The sequence below is a fragment of the Heyndrickxia faecalis genome (assembly GCF_040267745.1).
GTDB lineage: Bacteria > Bacillota > Bacilli > Bacillales > Bacillaceae_C > Weizmannia > Weizmannia faecalis.
This window is the reverse complement of the sequence record NZ_CP158453.1, coordinates 2206901-2229704: the sequence shown is the minus strand read 5'-3', so window position 1 is coordinate 2229704 and position 22804 is coordinate 2206901. Positions and strand designations below refer to the sequence as shown.

20 protein-coding genes are annotated in these 22804 nt (G+C 49.0%); all 20 read left to right on the top strand.

Annotated elements, in window-relative coordinates; translation table 11 throughout:
* Positions 1 to 7 precede the first annotated feature (7 nt).
* The 20 genes from rbfA (at position 8) to ABR335_RS10745 (ending at position 22803) form a co-directional block, all read left to right on the top strand.
* On the top strand, positions 8 to 355 hold the full coding sequence (rbfA, locus tag ABR335_RS10840) for a 30S ribosome-binding factor RbfA (RefSeq protein WP_014095411.1): 348 nt from the start codon (positions 8 to 10) through the stop codon (positions 353 to 355).
* A 92-nt stretch (positions 356 to 447) separates the two neighbouring features.
* On the top strand, positions 448 to 1350 hold the full coding sequence (gene truB, locus ABR335_RS10835; RefSeq protein WP_014095410.1) for a tRNA pseudouridine(55) synthase TruB: 903 nt from the start codon (positions 448 to 450) through the stop codon (positions 1348 to 1350).
* A gap of 68 nt (positions 1351 to 1418) precedes the next feature.
* Complete coding sequence (gene ribF, locus ABR335_RS10830) at positions 1419 to 2381, top strand: bifunctional riboflavin kinase/FAD synthetase (RefSeq protein WP_014095409.1); 963 nt, start codon at positions 1419 to 1421, stop codon at positions 2379 to 2381.
* A gap of 112 nt (positions 2382 to 2493) precedes the next feature.
* Positions 2494 to 2763, top strand: a complete 270-nt coding sequence (gene rpsO / locus ABR335_RS10825) for a 30S ribosomal protein S15 (RefSeq protein WP_013859138.1) — start codon at positions 2494 to 2496, stop codon at positions 2761 to 2763.
* 230 nt (positions 2764 to 2993) lie between these two features.
* Complete coding sequence (gene pnp / locus ABR335_RS10820) at positions 2994 to 5108, top strand: polyribonucleotide nucleotidyltransferase (protein WP_350346168.1); 2115 nt, start codon at positions 2994 to 2996, stop codon at positions 5106 to 5108.
* Positions 5108 to 6214, top strand: a complete 1107-nt coding sequence (locus ABR335_RS10815) for a polysaccharide deacetylase family protein (RefSeq protein WP_014095407.1) — start codon at positions 5108 to 5110, stop codon at positions 6212 to 6214. Before pnp ends, ABR335_RS10815 begins: the two co-directional genes overlap by 1 nt.
* A 24-nt stretch (positions 6215 to 6238) precedes the next feature.
* Positions 6239 to 7477: a M16 family metallopeptidase gene (locus ABR335_RS10810; RefSeq protein ID WP_014095406.1), complete on the top strand. Its 1239-nt coding sequence runs from the start codon at positions 6239 to 6241 to the stop codon at positions 7475 to 7477.
* A 66-nt stretch (positions 7478 to 7543) separates the two neighbouring features.
* Positions 7544 to 7789 (top strand): YlmC/YmxH family sporulation protein, encoded by a 246-nt coding sequence (locus ABR335_RS10805; RefSeq protein WP_014095405.1) that lies wholly within the window; start codon positions 7544 to 7546, stop codon positions 7787 to 7789.
* Positions 7790 to 7908: 119 nt separating this feature from the next.
* Complete coding sequence (dpaA, locus tag ABR335_RS10800; RefSeq protein ID WP_258435310.1) at positions 7909 to 8817, top strand: dipicolinic acid synthetase subunit A; 909 nt, start codon at positions 7909 to 7911, stop codon at positions 8815 to 8817.
* Positions 8808 to 9413, top strand: coding sequence for a dipicolinate synthase subunit B (locus ABR335_RS10795; RefSeq protein WP_014095403.1), 606 nt, complete (start codon positions 8808 to 8810; stop codon positions 9411 to 9413). The genes dpaA and ABR335_RS10795 overlap by 10 nt, the downstream gene beginning before the upstream one ends.
* 104 nt (positions 9414 to 9517) lie before the next feature.
* Positions 9518 to 10564 (top strand): aspartate-semialdehyde dehydrogenase, encoded by a 1047-nt coding sequence (locus ABR335_RS10790; protein WP_026104627.1) that lies wholly within the window; start codon positions 9518 to 9520, stop codon positions 10562 to 10564.
* A 267-nt stretch (positions 10565 to 10831) separates the two neighbouring features.
* Positions 10832 to 12076, top strand: a complete 1245-nt coding sequence (gene dapG, locus ABR335_RS10785) for an aspartate kinase (RefSeq protein ID WP_017551547.1) — start codon at positions 10832 to 10834, stop codon at positions 12074 to 12076.
* Positions 12077 to 12148: 72 nt separating this feature from the next.
* Entirely contained in the window at positions 12149 to 13021 is an 873-nt protein-coding gene (gene dapA, locus ABR335_RS10780) for a 4-hydroxy-tetrahydrodipicolinate synthase (protein ID WP_350346167.1), read from the top strand.
* Positions 13022 to 13499: 478 nt separating this feature from the next.
* Positions 13500 to 15170 carry a ribonuclease J gene (locus tag ABR335_RS10775; protein WP_017551550.1) on the top strand — a complete coding sequence of 557 codons (1671 nt, stop codon included), beginning with the start codon at positions 13500 to 13502 and terminating at the stop codon, positions 15168 to 15170.
* A 213-nt stretch (positions 15171 to 15383) separates the two neighbouring features.
* Positions 15384 to 16121, top strand: coding sequence for a ClpP family protease (locus ABR335_RS10770; protein ID WP_014098516.1), 738 nt, complete (start codon positions 15384 to 15386; stop codon positions 16119 to 16121).
* On the top strand, positions 16118 to 16333 hold the full coding sequence (locus tag ABR335_RS10765) for a YlzJ-like family protein (RefSeq protein WP_014098515.1): 216 nt from the start codon (positions 16118 to 16120) through the stop codon (positions 16331 to 16333). Before ABR335_RS10770 ends, ABR335_RS10765 begins: the two co-directional genes overlap by 4 nt.
* Before the next feature lie 121 nt (positions 16334 to 16454).
* Positions 16455 to 18806 (top strand): DNA translocase FtsK, encoded by a 2352-nt coding sequence (locus ABR335_RS10760; protein ID WP_014098514.1) that lies wholly within the window; start codon positions 16455 to 16457, stop codon positions 18804 to 18806.
* A 197-nt stretch (positions 18807 to 19003) separates the two neighbouring features.
* Positions 19004 to 20068: a BMP family lipoprotein gene (locus tag ABR335_RS10755; protein WP_017551552.1), complete on the top strand. Its 1065-nt coding sequence runs from the start codon at positions 19004 to 19006 to the stop codon at positions 20066 to 20068.
* 163 nt (positions 20069 to 20231) lie between these two features.
* On the top strand, positions 20232 to 21767 hold the full coding sequence (locus tag ABR335_RS10750; protein ID WP_014098512.1) for an ABC transporter ATP-binding protein: 1536 nt from the start codon (positions 20232 to 20234) through the stop codon (positions 21765 to 21767).
* On the top strand, positions 21760 to 22803 hold the full coding sequence (locus tag ABR335_RS10745) for an ABC transporter permease (protein ID WP_014098511.1): 1044 nt from the start codon (positions 21760 to 21762) through the stop codon (positions 22801 to 22803). Before ABR335_RS10750 ends, ABR335_RS10745 begins: the two co-directional genes overlap by 8 nt.
* Position 22804 lies beyond the last annotated feature (1 nt).

Below are 22804 nucleotides of genomic sequence, written 5' to 3'. Positions count from 1 at the left end.
GTGATTGATGAATCTTCGTGCAAATAGGGTTGGCGAGCAAATGAAAAAAGAGCTGAGCGACATTATCGGGCGAAAACTAAAAGATCCGCGTGTCGGCTTTGTCACTGTAACCGATGTGGAAGTAACAGGCGATCTTCAGCAGGCAAAAGTGTACCTCACCGTCCTCGGCGATGAGGTACAAAAGAAAGACACCCTTGACGGCCTGGAAAAAGCAAAAGGCTTTATCCGCTCGGAAGTTGGCAAAAGGATCCGGCTCCGCAAAACGCCTGAACTGATTTTTGAAATCGATGAATCCATCGAATACGGCAACCGCATTGAGACGCTGATCAAAAAAATCCATGACACGGATGAATGAATGTTTCAGGAAACTGATCGGAGCCGGAACACGGTTCGGTAAGTTTCCTTTTTTTGAGTGATTCTATTGGATTTGCGAAAGGAAGTGGCGCCATGGATGGCATTTTACCGCTCTGGAAACCGGCGGGGATGACTTCCCATGACTGTGTTTTTAAAATCCGGAAGCTTTTCGGCACAAAAAAAGCAGGCCATACCGGCACGCTTGATCCGGATGTGGAAGGGGTCCTCCCGGTTTGCATCGGGCGTGCGACAAAGATTGCCGAATACCTTCAGGATGCCGGCAAAACTTACGAAGGTGAAGCAACGATCGGGATTTCAACGACGACAGAAGATGCTTCCGGCGATATCATTGAAAAAAAGGAAATTAGCCGGCCGATCAGCCGGGAAGAAATTTTAGCCGCACTCGCTTCGTTTACCGGGCATATTACCCAGATCCCGCCGATGTTTTCCGCCGTCAAGGTGAACGGAAGAAGGTTGTATGAATATGCGCGGGCGGGCATCGAAGTGGAACGCCCTAAAAGGAATGTGCAAATTTACAGCCTTGAACTATTGGACGGGCGGGAATATTTTGAAGGGCCGGTTGTGTCGTTCCGTTTCCGCGCTTCATGCAGCAAAGGCACCTATATCCGCACGCTTGCTGTTATGATCGGAGAAAAGCTCGGCTATCCGGCACATATGTCCAATCTTACAAGAATTGAAGCAGGCGGTTTTTCAAAGGAACAATGCGCCACCTTTCAGGAGATTGAAAAAGCCGCGGAAACCGGCGACAGGGAAAGCCTGCTCTACCCGCTCGAGGCCGGGATCCGCCATTTGCCGAAATGGGAAATTAGTGATACATTAGCAGAGAAAGTAAAGAACGGTGCCGTGTTGAAAAAACCGGAGACCTGGCCGGAAACAGGAGACAGGCTTGCTGTCTTTTTCCGCGGAAAAATACTCGCGGTATACGTGGCGCATTCCGGCAGGCCCGGCTTTATCAAACCGGCGAAAGTGATATAAAAAGCCTTCCGGGTATAAAACAAGGAAGGCGGCTGCTTCAATTTGTAAAAGGGAAAAGGTGAGAAATTTTGAAAACAATAACGGTCCATCATCCCCATTCCTTTAAACCCGGCGATTTTCCGCCGCTTGCCATCGCATTGGGTTATTTTGACGGCATCCATCTCGGACATCAGAAAGTGATTAAAACAGCCCGCGGGATCGCTGAAAAAAACGGATGGAAAAGCGCCGTCATGACATTTGAACCCCATCCTTCTATTGTGCTGGGAAAGAAAAAGGATGGCATTGAACTGATTACACCGCTTGAAGACAAGATCAAGTTGATTGAAAAACTTGGTGTCGATTATCTGTTCGTCGTCCGTTTTACCTCCCGTTTTGCGTCTCTTTTGCCGCAGCAATTTGTCGACCAATATCTGGCCGCACTCGGTGTGAAACATGTTGTTGCTGGTTTTGATTATACATACGGCAAATTCGGGAAAGGCAATATGGAGAATCTCCCTGAATATGCAAACGGCAGGTTCGGGATTACGGTGATTGAAAAACTGGCCCTTGAAAATACCGGGGAAAAAGTCAGCTCCACCCTGATCCGGTCAAAAATCAGGGAAGGAAAAGTCGGGGAAGTGAAGCCGCTGCTCGGGCGCGATTATGAGATCAAAGGCATTGTCGTCCATGGGGAGAAGCGGGGACGACAGCTCGGGTTTCCAACGGCAAATCTAAAGCTTACCGCGTCGTATATGCTGCCGCCAAACGGGGTATACATTGTGCAAATGAAGGTCGCGGATACGTGGCATAACGGCTTATGCAGCATTGGCTACAATCCTACGTTTAAAAATCCGGAAGAATATGAAAAAACGACAGAAGTGTATCTGCTTGATTTTTCCGATACCATTTACGGGGAAGAAGCAGTTGTCAAATGGCTTGCGCGCATCCGCGAAGAGAAAAAGTTCGCCCGCGTGGAGGACTTGATTGAAGAAATGAAACGGGATGAAACGGCAGCAAGGCGTTACTTTGAAAAACAGGGAACTGCTACTTGAGTTTTGTGCGAAAAAGTAGTATTCTATTACAGTACCGGAACCTGTGCTTGGCAGCGCGACTCACCGACGCCTGCTCGGCAACAGGGGATAGGAAACAGAGGAGGTGAACAGGATGGCGATTTCAAAAGAACGTAAAAATGAAATCATCAACCAATTTAAAATCCACGAGAACGATACCGGTTCTCCGGAAGTGCAAATTGCTGTATTGACAGAAGAAATCAACAAATTGAACGATCATTTGCGTGTCCATAAAAAAGACCACCATTCACGCCGCGGCTTGATGAAAATGGTAGGGAGACGGCGTAATTTGTTGACCTATCTGCGCAATAAAGATGTGCATCGTTACCGTGAATTGATTAACCGGCTGGGCTTGCGCCGATAAAAAAATGCAGAATGCAAAAAGCGGGAGTATTCCCGCTTTTTTGCAATGTGTTTTTCCCCCCTTAATTTTGGGAACAGATGTATTTCAAATTGCCGCCGGGTTTTCGCACTGACCTGGCGCGGCTTGTACATACATAGCAAACGGTTGATTCGTTTTTGAATCATTACCCGTGCTTATCTTTGCATAAATGTGAAACAATATAGGCAAAAAGAAAGGAGATTTTCATCTGTATGGTACAGGATAAACATACCTATACGATAGATTGGGCCGGCCGCCCGCTCACCGTGGAGATCGGCCAGCTCGCAAAACAGGCAAACGGTGCTGCACTCGTCCGTTACGGCGAAACGGCTGTCCTCAGTACAGCAACCGCTTCTAAAGAACCGAAAAATGTGGACTTTTTTCCACTGACCGTAAATTATGAGGAACGGCTATATGCTGTCGGGAAAATTCCGGGCGGCTTTATCAAAAGAGAAGGGCGCCCGAGCGAAAAAGCCATTTTGTCAAGTCGGCTGATTGACAGGCCGATCCGCCCGCTCTTTGCCGACGGCTTCCGCAATGAAGTGCAGGTTGTCAGTATGGTCATGAGCGTCGACCAGGACTGCACGCCGGAAATGGCCGCGATGCTCGGGTCTTCGCTCGCACTTTCCGTCTCCGATATTCCGTTTGAAGGCCCGATTGCCGGCGTCATCGTCGGAAGGGTGGACGGCAAGTTCCTCATCAACCCGACCGTGGAACAGATGGAAAAAAGCGACATCCATTTAACCGTTGCCGGCACAAAAGACGCCATTAATATGGTTGAAGCGGGTGCGAAAGAAGTGCCGGAAGAAGTGATGCTTGAAGCGATCATGTTCGGGCATGAGGAAATCAAGCGCCTGATTGCTTTCCAGGAAAAAATTGTGGCAGAAATCGGAAAAGAGAAAATGGCTGTCGAATTGTTCGAACTTGACGAAGAACTGGTGGAAAAAGTCAGCGGCATGTGCCGGAAAAAAATGATTGAAGCCATCCAGGTTCATGAGAAGAAAGCGCGCGAAGAAGCGATCAGAAAAGTGGGCGATGAGGTGCTTGCCCAATTTGAAGCAGAAGAAGCCGATGAAGAAACGGTCAAGCAGGTTAAACAAATTTTGCACGATATTGAAAAAGAAGAAGTCCGCAAGCTGATCACGGTCGATAAAATTCGCCCGGACGGCCGCAAAATCGATGAAATCCGGCCGCTTTCCTCCGAAGTCGGGGTTTTGCCGCGCACGCACGGTTCCGGGTTGTTTACCCGCGGGCAAACACAGGCTTTAAGCATTTGTACGTTAGGCGCTTTAGGCGACGTGCAAATTTTGGACGGGCTCGGCATTGAAGAGTCAAAACGGTTTATGCACCATTACAATTTCCCTTCATTCAGCGTCGGGGAAACCGGGCCAATGAGAGGGCCGGGCCGCCGCGAAATCGGGCACGGGGCACTGGGTGAACGTGCGCTGGAACCGGTCATTCCGGATGAAAAAGAATTTCCGTACACGATCCGGCTTGTATCCGAGGTGCTCGAATCGAACGGCTCCACTTCACAGGCAAGCATTTGCGCATCCACCCTTGCCATGATGGATGCCGGCATTCCGATTAAAGCGCCGGTTGCTGGGATTGCGATGGGGCTTGTGAAATCCGGCGAACATTATACGATTTTAACCGATATCCAGGGCATGGAAGACCATCTCGGCGATATGGACTTTAAAGTGGCCGGCACGTTGAAGGGCGTCACCGCGCTGCAAATGGATATTAAAATTGCAGGACTGTCAAGGGAGATACTGGAAGAAGCGTTGCAGCAGGCGAGAAAGGGCAGAATGCAGATTCTCGACCATATGATGTCGACGATTTCGAAAACACGTGACCATTTGTCCGTCTATGCGCCGAAGATTTTAACGATGACCATTCATCCGGATAAAATCCGCGACGTCATCGGGCCAAGCGGTAAACAAATCAATAAAATCATTGACGAAACCGGCGTGAAAATTGACATTGAACAGGATGGCACCATCTTTATTTCTTCGACGGACGAAGAGGCAAACAACAAAGCGAAGAAATTGATTGAGGATATTGTCCGGGAAGTCGAAGTCGGCAAGGTTTATCTCGGTAAAGTAAAACGGATCGAAAAATTTGGCGCTTTTGTGGAAATCTTTAACGGCAAAGACGGCCTTGTCCACATTTCCGAACTCGCCGAAGAACGCGTCCGGAAAGTCGAAGATGTTGTCAAAATCGGCGATGAAATTCTGGTCAAAGTGACGGATATTGACAGCCACGGGCGCATCAACCTTTCCCGCAAAGCTGTTTTAAAGGAGCAGCAAAAAAAAGAAAATAAATCGTGATGAAAGTCAGGGAGCCCTGGCTTTTTTTATTTGTCCCGCGCGCCCGTTCTATGCCCCTTTCCCTTTTCATACTTTTTTTAAAGAAGGGGGAAAATAACGTGAATAAAGCAAAACGCTTGATTGCGCTTGGCTTGATTGCTATTCTAGCATTGTTGCTTGCGGGAAATCCGCTTTCCACCCGGTATTTGCAGGAGCGGGCCGCCTTTAGCACAAAAGAGAACGAGCTTCAGGAAAAAATTGAACAGGCTGCAGAACGGTTTTACCGTCCGCCGGAAAATGCCAAGATTGACAGGGTTTGGAAGGCGATCCCCGGCTATAACGGGGTGGAAGTGGACAAAAAAGCTTCTTACTCGAAAATGAAACAGGACGGCCGTTACGACGAACGCAAACTGGTATTTAAACAAATTCCCCCTGCCGTCCACCTTAAAGATCTGGACCCGGCCCCCGTCTATACGGGAAATCCGGATAAACCAATGGTTGCTTTTTTAATCAATGTCGCATGGGGGAATGAATATTTGCCGGATATGCTAAAAACTTTAAAAAAGCATCATCTTCATGCTACCTTTTTCTTAGAGGGGCGATGGGCAAAAGAAAACCCTGAGCTTGCCCGCATGATTGTAAGCGGCGGGCATGAAACCGGGAACCATTCCTATACCCACCCCGATTTTAGCACTTTGCCGGAATCAAAGATCAAAAGCCAGCTGGTGAAGACAAACCGGGTGCTTGAAGCGATTACGGAAGAAAAAGTGAAGTGGTTTGCCCCGCCAAGCGGCAGTTACCGGGATGAAGCGGTAAGCATCGCAAAATCAATGGGAATGGAAACGATCATGTGGACGGTCGATACGGTCGACTGGCAGAACCCCTCCCCGGAGACGATTGTAGAGCGCGTGACTGCGAAAGCACAGGGCGGTTCGCTTATTTTAATGCATCCGACCGCTTCTACAGCGAAAGCGTTGGAACCGTTGATTGCCAGGCTGGAAAAGAAAAATTTACAAGTCGGAACCGTTTCAAAATTGCTCGATGAGGAAAGAATCATTAAAAATGAGGACGGAACATTTTTAAACAGCGAAAAGGATCCCGCTGATACAAAAGACGGCACAGAGTGAAATGAGACTGCGAGGAGGCACAACATGATACAAAAATATACTTGCCATAACGGCTTGAGGATTGTACTGGAAGAAATTCCAACTGTCCGTTCGGTTGCGATCGGCATTTGGATCGGCACCGGTTCGAGAAATGAAAATGAAAAAAACAATGGCATTTCCCATTTTCTTGAGCATATGTTTTTCAAAGGGACGGAAAAAAGGAGCGCAAAAGACATTGCCGAGGCCTTTGATGCCATTGGCGGCCAGGTGAATGCTTTTACGTCGAAAGAATATACATGCTTTTATGCGAAAGTGCTCGACACGCATGCACCGCTCGCGCTTGAAATTCTGTCGGACATGTTTTTCCACTCCACTTTTTCAGAAGATGAAATGGAACGCGAAAAAAGCGTTGTCAATGAAGAAATCAAAATGTATGAAGATACGCCGGACGATATTGTCCACGATTTGCTTGGCAAGGCCATTTATGAAAACCATCCGCTCGGCTATCCGATTTTAGGGACGGAAGAAACGCTTGCATCGTTTACGAGCGACGATCTCCATCAATATGTATATGATATGTATACCCCTGACCGCGTTGTCGTCTCCGTTGCCGGCAATGTGCTGCCGTCTTTCGTAAAGGAGATTGAAGCGTTGTTCGGTTCCTATGAAGGCGGGAAGGAAGAGACAGGCGGCGAAACGGCCGTTTTTCATACGAATGACCTTGCGCGCAAAAAAGAAACAGAACAGGCCCATCTCTGCCTCGGATTTGAGGGGAAGAAAATCGGCAGTGACGATATTTATGAGCTGATTGTCCTGAATAATATATTAGGCGGCAGCATGTCCTCCCGCCTTTTCCAAAATGTGCGGGAACAGCGGGGGCTTGCATATTCGGTGTATTCCTACCATACCGCCTATAAGGACAGCGGCATTTTAACGATTTACGGCGGAACGGGCGCCTCCCAATTGGACGAGCTGTTTGAGACGGTGCAGGAGACGCTGCAGACGCTGAAAGCAAAAGGGGTAACAGAAAAAGAAGTGCGAAACTGCAAGGAACAGTTAAAAGGGAACCTCATGCTCAGCCTGGAAAGCACGAACAGCCGCATGAGCCGGAACGGAAAGAACGAACTGTTATTAAAGAAGCACCGTTCGCTTGATGAAATGCTCGAGGAAATCGACCGTGTCACCGTGGAAAAAGTCAATGCTTGTGCGAGGGAGATTTTCTCCAAACCGTATTCGGCATCTTTAATCAGCCCGGACGGAAAATTGCCGGAGCGGTTGTCTTAAAGACGGCATATCTTTTCCATCCCCCGCATAAAATGGAATCAGTCCATGAGAGAAAGAAGGGGGAATATGCGGCTCAGCGAACTCAGCGGAAAAGAAATGGTCGATTTTAAAAAAGCGGAACGGCTCGGGGTATTGGGCGCAACGGACCTTGAAATTGATGAAGCGAGCGGAAAAGTGGAGGCCCTGATCATCCCGGTCGGAAGGCGGTTTAAAAAACAGGCGAACGAGATCCGCGTCCCGTGGAACCGGATCAGAACGATTGGTGCCGATATGATGATTTTGGAAGTGCCTGAAAACCAGTACAGCTATTAAAAAGGCAAAGAAGCATGCCGGGTATTCCGGCATTTTTCTTTGCCTTTTTTCACAAAAAACATGCTGCCGCCATAAGATATGGGGAATTCCCCATGCACATGGAAAAGAAGGTGAGGCATTTGTTGACCGGCGTCCAAATTGCCATCATAGGCGGAGATGCGCGCCAATTGGAAGTGATCCGGAAACTTGCGGATCTCGATGCGAAAATTTCATTGATCGGATTTGAACAGCTTGATTTTGTGTATTCCGGCGTCACGAAAGAAAAATTTAAAGATATCCGGTTTTCGGAAATGGATTGCGTCATTTTGCCGATTACCGGGACAGCGGATGACGGGAAAATCGATTTGATTTTTTCAAACGAAGAAGTTGTGCTGACCGGTGATATGCTGGCTGAAACGCCGCCTTATTTTACAATCTATACCGGCATCAGTAATCCTTATTTGGAACAAATTGCGAAAAAAGCGGGCCGCCGCCTTGTGAAACTATTCGAACGGGACGATGTGGCCATCTATAATTCGATTCCGACCGTTGAAGGAACGATCATGATGGCCATCCAGAACACGGAATTTACGATTCACGGCTCAAACGTTGCCGTCCTCGGCCTTGGCAGGGTCGGAATGAGCGTTGCCCGTGCTTTCCACTATCTCGGTGCGAAGGTGAAAGTCGGCGCGAGAAAAAGCGAACATCTTGCGAGGATAACGGAGATGGGACTTGCGCCTTTTCATTTAAACGATCTTGAACAGGAAGTAAAAGACATTGACATCTGCATTAATACGGTTCCACACTTGATCGTCAATGCATCCGTTATCCAAAAGATGCCTTCGCATACGCTCATTCTGGATATTGCCTCCAAACCGGGCGGGACGGATTTCCGATATGCCGAAAAGCGCGGCATTAAAGCGATGCTGGCACCGAGCCTGCCCGGCATTGTCGCGCCAAAAACAGCTGGGCGGATACTCGGAAATGTGCTCGGCCGGCTGATTGAAGAAGACGTTTTAAAAAGAAAGGGGTCATCGCCATGGATGTAAAGGGTAAAAGAATCGGCTTCGGCTTAACCGGCTCCCATTGCACTTACGCGGCTGTTTTTCCTGAAATTGAAAAGCTCGTGGCATTGGGGGCAGAAGTCATCCCGGTTGTCACGCACACAGTGAAAACGACGGATACAAGATTCGGCAAAGGCTCGGAATGGGTGGAAAAAATCGAAAAATGCACCGGGCAAAAAGCGATTGATTCGATTGTTGAAGCCGAGCCGCTCGGGCCAACCTTGCCGCTTGACTGCATGGTGATTGCGCCCCTGACCGGATTTACGATGAGCAAGCTGGCTAATGCACTCACTGATTCCCCAGTGCTAATGGCGGCAAAAGCGACGCTCCGCAATTTGAAACCGGTTGTGCTCGGCATTTCGACCAATGATGCGCTCGGATTAAACGGCGTGAATTTGATGCGGCTGATGGCAACGAAAAACATCTATTTTATTCCGTACGGGCAGGACGACCCGGTCAACAAACCGAATTCAATGGTGGCGAGAATGACTGCCCTTGTCGATACGGTTTCGCTTGCACTCGAGGGGAAACAAATCCAGCCTGTCATTGTCGAACGTTTCCGCGACGGAAAATCAAATTGAAACCGATTTAAAATTAAAAAAATACACACGGTGCCGGAAGACTTGTGATACAATAATAGCTATAAAAATGAATTTGGTTTTGGAATTGGAAGGGGAATACGCCAATGGCAAACACATCAGGTTATCACGTAGCTGTTGTCGGGGCAACCGGCGCTGTCGGCCAGCAAATGATTAAAACTTTGGTAAACCGCAAATTTCCGTATAACAAATTGACGCTGCTGTCATCTTCGCGTTCCGCCGGCAAAAAAATAACGGTAAACGGGGAAGAAATTACGGTCCAAGAAGCGGTGCCGGAAAGCTTTGAAGGAGTGGATATCGCCCTTTTCAGCGCAGGCGGGAGCGTGTCGAAAAAGTTTGCACCGGAAGCGGTGAAACGCGGGGCAATTGTCATTGACAATACGAGCGCCTTCCGCATGGACCCAGAAGTGCCGCTTGTGGTCCCGGAAGTAAACGAAGAAGACATTCAAAAACATAACGGCATCATCGCCAATCCGAACTGCTCGACGATCCAGATGGTTGTTGCGTTGGAACCCGTCCGCAAAAATTTCGGCCTGAAGCGGGTGCTCGTTTCCACGTACCAGGCTGTCTCCGGTTCGGGCGCGGCTGCCATCCAGGAGCTGAACGACGAGACGAAGGCGTTGCTTGAAGGGCAGACTTACGAGCCGCATGTACTGCCGGTAAAAGGTGACAAAAAGCATTACCAGATTGCGTTTAATGCCATCCCGCAAATCGATGTGTTTACGGACAACGGCTTTACATTTGAAGAAATGAAAATGATCAACGAAACGAAAAAAATCATGCATATGCCGGAATTAAAAGTTTCCGCCACATGCGTCCGGATTCCGGTTGCAACCGGCCACTCGGAATCGGTTTATTTTGAAACCGAAAAGGACGGCATAAATGCTGGGCAGATCCGGGAAGTGCTCGCGTCTGCACCTGGTGTTGTACTGGAAGACCGCCCCGAAGAACAGATTTACCCGATGGCCGTCAATGCGGTCGGCAAGTATGACACATTTGTCGGGCGGATCCGCAAAGACCCGGATGAAGACAACGGATTCCATATGTGGGTTGTTTCCGACAATTTGCTGAAAGGCGCTGCCTCAAATTCCATCCAGATTGCGGAAAGCCTGATCAGGATGGGGCTCATCTGATTTGTGGACAATTTAGGCTGACCTTTTTGCAATATTGGTGATAAGATATAGGGAAAGAAAAGTTATGCCGGAATCCGGTATCGGAGAGGGTTCCATTTCCTGATATATTTTATGGACACGTATGCCGTTTCCTTTCCGGCCGGGAAGGAAACGGTTTAAAAACGGCCGGCCCTTAAAACGGCCTTTGGCAAAAAAACGGCCGGCAAAGCCCGCACGTTACCGGAATCACTGTTCTTATTTATCAGTTCATAACAGAGGTGTTCTTCATTGAAAATCGTTGTCCAAAAATTCGGCGGCACATCCGTACGGGATCATGATGCAAGAATGCATGCCAAACATCATGTAGAAAAAGCGCTGGAAGAAGGCTATAAGGTGGTTGCCGTCGTTTCGGCGATGGGTCGCAAAGGGGAACCGTATGCAACAGATACGCTCCTGTCACTCGTTGGCGGATCCGACACCTGTTTAAGCAGGCGTGAGCAGGATTTACTGTTGTCAACCGGCGAAATCATCTCCAGCCTTGTGTTTGCCAATATGTTAAACGCACACGGCATCAGTGCGTGTGCCCTGACCGGTGCGCAAGCCGGTTTCCACACGAACGCGGAGCATACCAATGCGAAAATCACGGACATGAAGTGCGACCGTGTCCTGCGTGAACTGAAACTGCACGATGTTGTCGTCGTTGCAGGATTTCAAGGAGCCGCAAAAAACGGGGACGTCACCACGCTCGGACGCGGGGGCAGTGACACATCCGCTGCGGCGCTCGGTGCTGCGCTTCAGGCGGAGTGGATTGATATTTTTACCGATGTGGAAGGCATCATGACAGCTGACCCGCGGATTGCTGAAAATGCGCGGAAGCTTCAGGTTGTCACGTATAACGAGGTCTGCAATATGGCTTATCAGGGCGCAAAAGTGATCCATCCGCGCGCCGTTGAAATCGCGATGCAGTCGAAAGTGCCGATCCGCATCCGGTCCACTTATTCCGACGATATCGGTACGCTTGTCACATCTTTAAGCCACCGTCAGAAACTCGGGACCGATATAAAAGAACGCACTGTTACCGGAATTGCGCATGTACCGAATGTTTCACAGATCAAAGTATATGCAAAAGACGGGCAGTATGATTTGCAGACGGTTGTGTTTAAAGCGATGGCTGCTGAAAATATCAGTGTCGATTTTATCAATATTTCCCCGACAAGCGTTGTCTACACGGTTTCAGGAGAGGTGGCAAACCGGGCTGAAGCGGTGCTGAAAAAACTGGGGCATGAACCGGTAATTGAACGGAACTGCGCCAAAGTATCGATTGTCGGCGCCGGGATTGCGGGCGTGCCGGGTATCACGTATAAAATCGTGTCGGCGCTTTCCGAAAAAGGGATCCGGATTTTACAGTCTGCTGACAGCCATACAACCATCTGGGTGCTGGTGAAGCAGGAAGATCTGGTTACAGCGGTCAATGCCCTTCATGATGCCTTTAATTTAGAAAGCGAAACGGAAACGTATGAAATTCATGCGTAAAAAATGAAAGATTTTCTGCCGGGTGTTTTCACCTTGCAACTTGCAAAACCTGGCAGGATGAGGAGTGTAAGTATGAGTCGTTTCGGAAAAGTTTCAACGGCAATGGTGACGCCTTTTGACCATAAAGGGAATCTGGATTTGCAAAAGGCGGCAAAGCTGGTTGATTATTTAATTGAAAACGGGACAGAATCTTTGGTTGTTGCTGGAACAACGGGGGAATCCCCGACACTTTCGCCTGAGGAAAAAACCGCGCTGTTCAAGCAGGTTGTGAAAACGTCAGACGGGCGGGTACCGGTCATTGCCGGAACAGGGAGCAACAATACGTATGCTTCGATCGAATTGACGAAGCGTGCGGAATCATGCGGCGTGGATGCCGTTATGGCTGTCGGCCCGTATTATAACAAGCCGAACCAGGCTGGCATGTATGCCCATTTCAAAGCGATTGCAGAATCCACGAGCCTCCCGGTTGTCATTTACAACATCCCTGGCCGGTCGGCTGTCAATATTGAACCGGGAACGATCATCGAACTTTCCAAAATCCCGAATATCGTTGCGGTAAAAGAAGCAAGCGGGGATTTGGATGCGATGGCGCAAATTATTGCCCGTACGCCGGATGATTTTGAATTGTACAGCGGGGATGATGGCCTGACAATTCCCGTGCTTTCAATCGGTGGGGCGGGTGTGATTTCGGTTGCTTCCCATGTTGCCGGCCCGGCCCTACAGGAAATGGTGCAAGCCTTTTTTGCCGGGGATGTAACAAAAGCGGCAAAACTGCATCAAAAGCTGCTTCCATTGATGCGCGGCCTGTTTATGGCGCCTAATCCGGCACCGGTCAAAACCGCTTTGCAATTAAAAGGGATGGATGTCGGCGGCGTCCGCCTCCCGCTCGTTCCGTTAACAAAAGAAGAACGGGAAAACATTCACCGCCTGCTTGGCGATCTTTAAGCAAAAAAACGGCCCTTCCGGAAAAACGGACAGGGCCGTTTTCTTTTGCTTAAGTGATCCCATACCGGCTTCGGGAAAGGAAAACAGGCCCCGTTTCCGCTAATCTTCCGGTAAACAGCAGATTAGCGGAAATGGGCAGCATTTGTCGATAGAAATATCACACGCTCTTCATTGACCGGATATACCCTTTTCGGTTAAGCTATACATAAGAGAAAGGATCGGACAGCAATTTATTTTTACGGGCTCAGAAAGTCTTTTTCGATAGAACCGGAACGGTGCAAGTGATCGTGCGGGCGCCTCATGCCAGGCATGACGTTTTTAAAGGGATGCGGCGGGAGAGCCGGCCGCTTATTTTTATGCCGGAAACTTGAATATGTGCAAAGCCGTATCGGACGGAATCCGGCAATCCTTTGCGATCTATCAAAAAGAAACGTGATTCCTGCTCTAGAATTTCAGACAACACAGGAGGAAAAGAATTTTGCGTAAGGAAAAAAACGAAACCATTAAAGTCATTCCTTTAGGAGGAATTGGTGAAATCGGAAAGAATATGTACGTGGTGGAAACCGGAGAGGACCTGTTTGTGCTCGATGCCGGGCTGATGCTGCCGGAAGACGAAATGCTCGGGATCGATATCGTCATCCCGGATTTTACGTATTTAATGGAAAACAGGCAGCGGATAAAAGGGATTTTCCTGACACACGGGCATGAGGATGCGATTGGTGCCCTGCCGTATATCCTGATGAAATTGAACGTGCCGGTGTATGCCACAAAGTTTACCGTCGCGCTGGCGAAAGAAAAATTGAAGGAATTAAAAGTGAAAAAGCATATCCGCTTTACGGAAATCAATGCCGACACGGTTCTCCATTTTGATGCTTGCGATATTCACTTTTTCAAAACAACGCATAGCATTCCCGACTCGGTCGGCATTTGCATTTCCACATCGGAAGGCAATATTGTGTATACCGGCGATTTTAAATTTGACCAGGAACTGGGCGGGCATTATCGTTCGGAAATCGGAAAAATGTCGAAAATCGGTGAAGAAGGCGTGCTGCTGTTACTATCCGACAGCACGGAAGCGGAACATCCAGGGTACACGACCCATGAGTCTGTTGTGGCGGAAGAAATAACGGATGCTTTCTACGATGCGAAGGGCCGGATTATTATCGCCAGCTTTGCCTCGAATTTAATCAGGGTGCAGCAAGTGCTCGATGCGGCTTCTGCTACCGGCCGCAAAGTTGCGTTTGTCGGAAATTATCTTGAAAAAATATATAAAATTGCATTAAAATTGGGATACTTGCAGGCCCGGACAGAGGATCTCATCATCCCGCTCCAACAAATTTCAAAATACCGGGACGAAGAACTGGCAATTTTGACAACAGGGAGCCAGGGGGAACCGTTTCTCGTCCTCCAGAAAATGGCGAAAAAGAACCATAAGCAGGTCAATATTCAAAAAGGGGATACGGTTATCCTTGCCACAACGCCGTCTCCGGGGCTGGAACTGTTCATGGCGAAAACGATCGACATGCTGTACCGTGCAGGAGCCGATGTTTACGCGGGCGACCGGAAAATTCATGTGACCGGCCACGGCTGTCAGGAAGATTTAAAGCTGATGCTTGATTTAATGAGGCCTAAATACTTTGTCCCGATCCAGGGGGAATACAGGAGCCTGTATGCCCATGCAAAACTGGCGTACAAAACGGGGATGCCGAAAGAGTCAGTCATTATCTCCAGCAACGGGGAAGTATTGGAATACAAGCACGGCAAATTCCAAGCGAGCGGCCGGGTTGCTTCCGGCAATATTCTCATTGACGGAATCGGCGTTGGCGATGTCGGCAATATTGTATTGCGGGACCGGAAACTTTTAAGCCAGGACGGGATATTGGTTGTCGTCGTCACGCTTGATAAAAAGCATAAAAAACTGGCTGCCGGCCCTGAAATTATCTCGCGCGGGTTCGTCTATGTCCGCGAATCCGAAAAGCTGATCAGCCATTCGTCCAACATCGTAAAAGAAGTGGTGGAGCAGAACACGTCACAGGAAGCTTTTGACTGGACGAGTATTAAACAGGGGATCCGCGACCATCTCAGCTCCTTTTTATATGAACAGACGAAAAGGCGCCCGATGATCCTGCCAATTATTATGGAAGTTTGATGCTTAAACGACAGAGAGCGTGGCGGGGGTTCCCGCGTGCCCGCGCTCATTGCGGCACAAGGCCCGCCTGGTGCACCATTAAAAATGCAAAGCAAAGCCCCGCTTCCGGTTCCGGAAACCGCGGGGCTTCCGTATGAAAACCCCTTCCATGCAAATAATAAGGCGTAAAGGCGTCACGCCCTTACATTACAGGCAAAAAGGGGTTTTAGAAAAATGAGCGACCAGCAACCGAATAAAGAAGAACCGAAAGAAGGAAATGCGGCATCCGCGCTTGTAGAGAAAATCCAGCAGCTCGGCCAGACAAATGTACCGCAGCTTGGGCAGGACTCCAATATCCACTGCCTGGCCATCGTCGGCCAGATTGAAGGGCATCTGCAGCTGCCGCCCCAAAATAAAACGACAAAGTATGAGCATATGATCCCCCAGCTTGTGGCGATTGAACAAAATCCAAAAATTGAAGGGGTGCTCGTCATTCTGAACACGGTCGGAGGGGACGTGGAAGCCGGGCTTGCCATTTCCGAAATGCTTGCTTCCCTTTCCAAACCCACTGTTTCGATTGTGCTCGGCGGGGGGCATTCCATCGGCGTGCCGATCGCTGTATCCTGTTCGTATTCCTTTATTGCTGAAACCGCGACGATGACGATTCATCCGATCCGGCTCACAGGCCTTGTCATTGGCGTCCCGCAAACGTTTGAATATCTGGATAAAATGCAGGAACGGGTGATCAAGTTTGTAACGCGGCATTCGCATGTGGAAGAAGAGGTTTTTAAAGACTTAATGTTTGCGAAAGGGAATTTGACTAGGGATATCGGCACCAATATTGTCGGTCAGGAAGCCGTCCAGTACGGTTTGATTGATGAAGTGGGCGGGATTGGCAAAGCGCTTGGCAAATTAAACAGCCTCATTGAAAAATACCGGGATGAAAAAGGGAAAGAGGGGCTGATCCAATGATTCTCTATACGATGATGCCGCAGGAGCTGATTTTTCCTGAAGATGCAAACGCCTGGAATAAAATTAAAATGTTAAACGTAAAAGGCGTGCCGGTACTGGCAGAGCAGCTTGATGAAGGGTACCGGATTACCCGCATTCTCAGCTCCAATCCTTTCGACTATCTGAATCCGGAGCTTGCACCCGGAAATGTGATCCGCCATTTCGGACCGTAAACCACCCGGGCCGCAAATATGCTATAATATGTTAAAACAAGCAGCCACACAGGCTGCTTTCTTGCATCCCGTTCCGGCAGGCAAGACTGAAAAATACGTTTTCACTATCGAAGGTGGTTATATGGCGAAAAAAAAGCGGCGCAGAAGAAAAAAAGCTGCTGAACAAATCAAGATAGATTTAAAGTTTGAGCTGCTCGGTATTATCCTGCTTACGCTCGGCATTTTTACCCTTTACCATATCGGCAAAACGGGCACAACCCTGATTCTGTTCTTCCGGTTTTTCTTCGGCCGGCTGTACTGGGTTGCGGTTGCCTCTCTGGTCGTGCTCAGCGTTTTTCTCATGATTAAACGGGCATGGCCTGCATTTTTCACTGTCCGCATGACCGGTTTTTATTTATTATTTGCGAGCGCCCTCCTATACTGCCATGAGCGGCTTATCGGGTCATTGGCAAATGCGCATGAACTGTCCGGCAACAGCGCGGTCGAAAATACGATCAGGATCTGGCATCAGGAAGAGCAGATCTGGTGGAAGCTTGTGCTCGGCGGGGATGTGCACGGCAATATTTTCAGTACGCAGATCGGCGGCGGCATGGCAGGTGCAATTTTGTATGCGGCCTCCCATTTTTTATTTGACTCGGCGGGTACGAAAATCATTTGCGTTTTACTCGCGCTCATCGCTCTGATGCTTTTAACGGGCAAGCCTGTAAGCCCGTATGTGGAAAAGGCATTGGAAGGGCTCTGGCTGTTTTTAAAAAAGCAATGGAACCAGATGAAAACAGAGTTCCAGGCATGGCGGGAAGCTAAAAAAGAAAAACAGGAAAAGAAACGGCAGAAAGCGCCGTCGCAGCCGCAATCCGCCTCCGCAGACGGGGAAGTCAGCGACGGGGATGCCGGACCGGCAGGCGAGGAAACGCCTCCCCCGATTATTTCCAGCTTTACGGAGCAGTATGCCGGCACGGCTCCGCAAGCGGAAGAAGCGCAGCCGGAAACGCCGGATACAGAAGCGGAAGAGGACCATACGCCTCCGATCCAGTTTACGGAATATGAAAATGAAGACTATCAATTGCCGCCCCTGACGCTGTTAAATAGGCCGCGGGCAGCGGACCAGAGCAGCGAATATAAAGCAATCCATGCCAATGCGGCAAAACTCGAACGGACTTTCCAAAGCTTCGGGGTTAAGGCGCGTGTAACACAGGTGCATTTAGGTCCTGCCGTTACAAAATACGAAGTGCACCCTGATGTCGGCGTGAAAGTCAGCAAGATTGTCAGTTTAAGTGACGACATTGCCCTTGCGCTGGCGGCGAAAGATATTCGGATGGAAGCGCCGATCCCGGGAAAATCAGCGATCGGCATCGAAGTCCCGAATAAGGAAATCGCGGTCGTATCGCTCAGGGAAGTGCTTGAAGGAAAGGAAAATAACCCGCAGGCAAAACTGCAGATCGGGCTGGGCCGGGATATTACAGGGCAGGCGGTACTCGCAGAGCTGAATAAAATGCCTCACCTGCTTGTGGCCGGCGCAACGGGGAGCGGGAAAAGCGTGTGCATTAACGGGATCATTACGAGCATCTTAATGCGCGCCAAACCGCATGAAGTGAAAATGATGATGATTGACCCGAAAATGGTCGAATTGAATGTTTATAACGGTGTCCCGCATTTGCTTGCACCGGTTGTGACCAATCCGAAAAAAGCTTCCCAGGCGCTGAAAAAAGTCGTGAATGAGATGGAGCGGAGGTATGAGCTTTTTTCCCATACCGGCACACGCAACATCGAAGGATACAACGATCATATTAAAAAAAGCAACATCGAAACAGGGGACAAGCAGCCGCTTTTGCCTTATATCGTTGTCATTATCGATGAGCTTGCCGATTTAATGATGGTGGCAAGCGGCGATGTGGAAGATTCCATTACGCGGCTGTCGCAAATGGCGCGGGCGGCAGGTATTCATCTGATTATTGCCACACAACGGCCGTCTGTTGATGTCATTACCGGTGTCATTAAAGCGAACATCCCGTCAAGAATCGCTTTTGCCGTGTCTTCGGCGACTGACTCGAGAACGATTTTGGATACGGGTGGCGCGGAAAAACTGCTTGGCCGCGGGGACATGCTGTTTTTGCCGGTTGGGGCTTCCAAACCGGTACGCGTCCAGGGCGCTTATCTTTCCGATGAAGAAGTTGAAGAAGTCGTGGATTTCGTCATTTCCCAGCAAAAAGCACAGTATCAGGAAGAGATGATTCCGGAAGAGCCTCAGGACCAGCCGGATTTCGACGATGAATTATATGATGAAGCGGTTCTCTTAATCTCGGAAATGCAGACCGCTTCCGTCTCCATGTTGCAGCGCCGTTTCCGGATTGGCTATACAAGGGCGGCGCGGCTGATTGATGCAATGGAAGCAAGAGGGGTTGTCGGGCCGTATGAAGGCAGCAAGCCACGTGCGGTTTTAATCCCGAAGCCGTCGGAAGAACAGAGCTCATAGCACGCCAAAGAAAAAACCTGCGCGCACCTTAGCGGCCACAAAACGCCGCGGTGCGCGCAGGTTTTACTATTTTCGACAAAAATATAAATTTATGTTTCTTTCGCAATTAAAAAATGATATATTTATGTCGGTAAGCAGGATAATGGGCTGTTTCTAAAGACTGTTATCCAAAAATAACTTTCCCGGGGGGAACAAAAGTGAAAAAACGTAAATTTGGTTTGGCTCTTGCCGCTGTCCTGGCAGCAGGGACGATTCTCGGCGCATGCGGCACAAAGAGCGACAATTCCGCAAGCAAGGGTAAGGACAAGTTTACCGCTGCACTCGTAACCGATACGGGCGGAATTGACGATCGTTCTTTTAACCAGTCGGCATGGGAAGGCTTGCAGCAGTTCGGGAAGGACAATCACTTATCAAAAGGTAAAGGCGGCTTTGACTATTTGCAATCCAAATCGGATGCAGATTACACAACAAATCTGAACACGGCCGTCCGGAACCAGTTTGACCTCGTTTACGGCGTCGGCTATAAGCTGAAGCCGGCCATTGAAAAAATTGCGGATCAGCGTAAAAATACCAATTTCGCAATCATTGACGATGTCATTACCGGAAAGAAAAATGTGGCAAGCATTACGTTTAAAGAACAAGAAGGTTCCTTCCTTGTCGGGGTCGTGGCAGGCCTGGCGACAAAAACCAATAAAATCGGATTTATCGGCGGGACAGACAGCGATTTGATCAACAAATTCGCAGCCGGGTTCCGTGCGGGCGTCAAAGCTGCCAATCCGAAAGCAAATGTGCAAATTCAATATGTCGGCTCGTTTGATGATGCAAGCAAAGGACAGTCGATGGCTTCAGCAATGTATAAATCTGGCATCGACGTGATTTACCATGCAGCCGGTGGCAGCGGGAAAGGCGTCTTTACAGAAGCGAAAAATATAAAACAGAATGATCCGAACAAAAACGTCTGGGTGATCGGTGTGGACCGCGACCAGGCAGATGAAGGAAAGGTAACGGTTAAAGGAAAGGAATACAATGTGACACTGACTTCAATGGTCAAACGGGTTGATAAGGCAGTTATCGATTTATCGACCAGAGCGAAGGACGGCAAATTTCCGGGTGGGAAAAATATTGTTTACGGCTTGAAAGAAGATGCCATCGGGATTGCGCCGACACAGGACAATTTAACGCCTGAAATGAAATCGGCCGTGAAAGACTGGAAACAAAAGATCATTAACGGGAAAGTGAACATTCCGTCAAAATTGAAGTAATCGATCCATCTCACGGGACTGGTTTTTGCCGGTCCCGTGTTAAAAATGTTTAAAAAATGAAACAATTTCAGCCACAAAGGCAGGGCGGATTCCCCGAAGCTGCTGTCTAAAGACGCCATGACGATTGCTTTCTTTATACCCCAATGTTAAGGAGTGATAAAGGGTGGATTACGTAATTGAAATGCTCCATATTCGCAAAGAATTTCCGGGAATTGTTGCGAACGATGACATCACCCTGCAGGTAAAAAAAGGAGAAATCCACGCGCTGCTTGGAGAAAACGGCGCCGGAAAGTCGACGTTAATGAATGTGCTTTTCGGGCTGTATCAGCCGGAAAAGGGAGAAATCCGTGTAAACGGCCAGAAAGTGAACATTACAGATCCGAATGTCGCAAATGATCTCGGCATCGGCATGGTTCATCAGCATTTTATGCTCATTGATAAGTTTACGGTGACTGAAAATATTATCCTCGGCAAGGAACCGAAAAAATCCTTTACCATCGATATCAAAAAAGCGGAACAGCAAGTCCGGGAAATTTCCGACCGTTACGGGCTGGATGTGGATCCGCAAGCGAAAATTTCAGATATTTCCGTCGGTATGCAGCAGCGGGTGGAAATTTTAAAAACGCTGTACCGGGGCGCAGAAATCCTTATTTTTGACGAACCAACGGCCGTGCTTACGCCACAGGAGATCCATGAACTGATCGGCATCATGAAGACGCTGATCCAGGAAGGAAAATCCATCATTTTAATTACCCACAAATTGAAAGAAATTATGGAAGTATGCGACAGGGTTACCGTCATCCGCAAAGGGAAGGGCATCGGGACGCTCAATGTCCAAGATACAAACCCGCAGGAGCTCGCCCATTTAATGGTCGGGCGAGATGTCCTTTTCAAGACGGAAAAAACGGAGGGCCGCCCGGGACAAAATGTGCTTGAAATCGAGCAATTGCATGTGAAAGATTCACGCGGGGTGGAAGCGGTCAGAGGGCTGGATTTAACGGTCAGGGCCGGCGAAATTGTCGGTATTGCCGGTGTGGACGGTAACGGGCAGTCAGAGCTGATTGAAGCGATTACAGGGCTCAGAAAAGCAGACAGCGGCACGGTCCGCCTGAACGGTAAAAACATTACGAACTTAAGGCCGCGCAAAGTAACGGAAGCGGGCGTCTCCCATATTCCCGAGGACAGGCATAAATACGGGCTTGTACTCGATTATACGATCGGGGAAAACATGGTGCTGCAAACGTATTACAAAAACCCAATGTCCCGTAACGGTATCTTAAATTACAAAGAAATTTATAAAAAGGCAAAATCGATTATTGCAGAATTCGATGTCCGTACCCCAAGCGAATTTACAAAAGCGCGGGCGCTCTCAGGGGGAAACCAGCAGAAAGCGATCATCGGGCGTGAAGTGGACCGCGATCCGGACCTTTTGATTGCGGCACAGCCGACCCGCGGGCTTGATGTCGGGGCAATTGAGTTTATCCACAGGCGGCTGATTGAACAGCGAGACCACGGAAAGGCTGTCCTGCTTGTATCGTTTGAACTGGATGAAATTATGAACTTAAGTGACCGGATTGCCGTCATCTACGAAGGAGCCATCATTGATATTGTCGATCCGAAGCAGACGACAGAACAGGAGCTCGGGCTCTTGATGGCCGGTTCCAAAAAAGAAAGGGAAGGTGAACAAACCAATGTCTAACCGAACATTGAACCTTCTGATCCCTGTCGTGTCTGTCATTCTCGGACTTTTGGCAGGCGCATTGATTATGCTTGTCAGCGGCTATAACCCGGTGGATGGATATATTGCACTCTGGAACGGCGCTTTCGGCCAGGCTTTTTACGTCGGCGAAACGCTGCGGCTTGCAACGCCTTATATTTTTGCGGGGCTTGCCATTGCCTTTGCGTTCCGGACCGGGCTGTTTAATATCGGGGCTGAAGGCCAGCTGATCGTCGGGTGGATTGCGGCTGTCTGGGTCGGCGTTGCTTTTGATCTGCCAAAAGTGATCCACTTGCCGCTCGCGATACTTGCCGCCTGCTGCGCCGGGGCATTTTGGGGATTCATTCCCGGCCTTTTGAAAGCGCGGCTCAGGGTGCACGAAGTGATTGTGACCATTATGATGAATTATATTGCGCTGCACACATCCAACTATTTAATCCGGAATGTGCTTTCAAAACAGCAGGATACGACACCGCATATTCATCATTCGGCATCGCTTTCGTCTCCGTTTTTTCAGAAGATTACTGACTTTTCCACTTTGCACAATGGCATTTACCTTTCTTTGGTTGCTGTTGTGGTGATGTGGTTTATCATTGAAAAGACCACGCTCGGCTTTGAACTGAAATCGGTCGGGTTTAACCAGAGCGCATCCGAATACGCTGGCATGAGTGTGAATCGCAGCATTATCCTTTCTATGGTCATCTCCGGTGCTTTTGCCGGGCTCGGCGGCGCAATGGAAGGGCTCGGGAATTACGGCTTTGCCTTTTTGCAATCTAACTTCTCCGGCATCGGGTTTGACGGTATTGCAGTGGCGCTGCTCGGCGGGAATACAGCGCCCGGCGTTTTAATCGCAGCTGTTTTATTCGGCGCTTTAAAAGTCGGCTCGCTGAACATGCCGGTCGATGCCAACGTGCCGAATGAGCTGGTCAACATTGTCATTGCTTTGATTATTCTTTTTGTCGCATCCGGCTATATCATCAAATGGTCCCTGGCCCGTTTGAAAAGGGAGGCGAAATAAA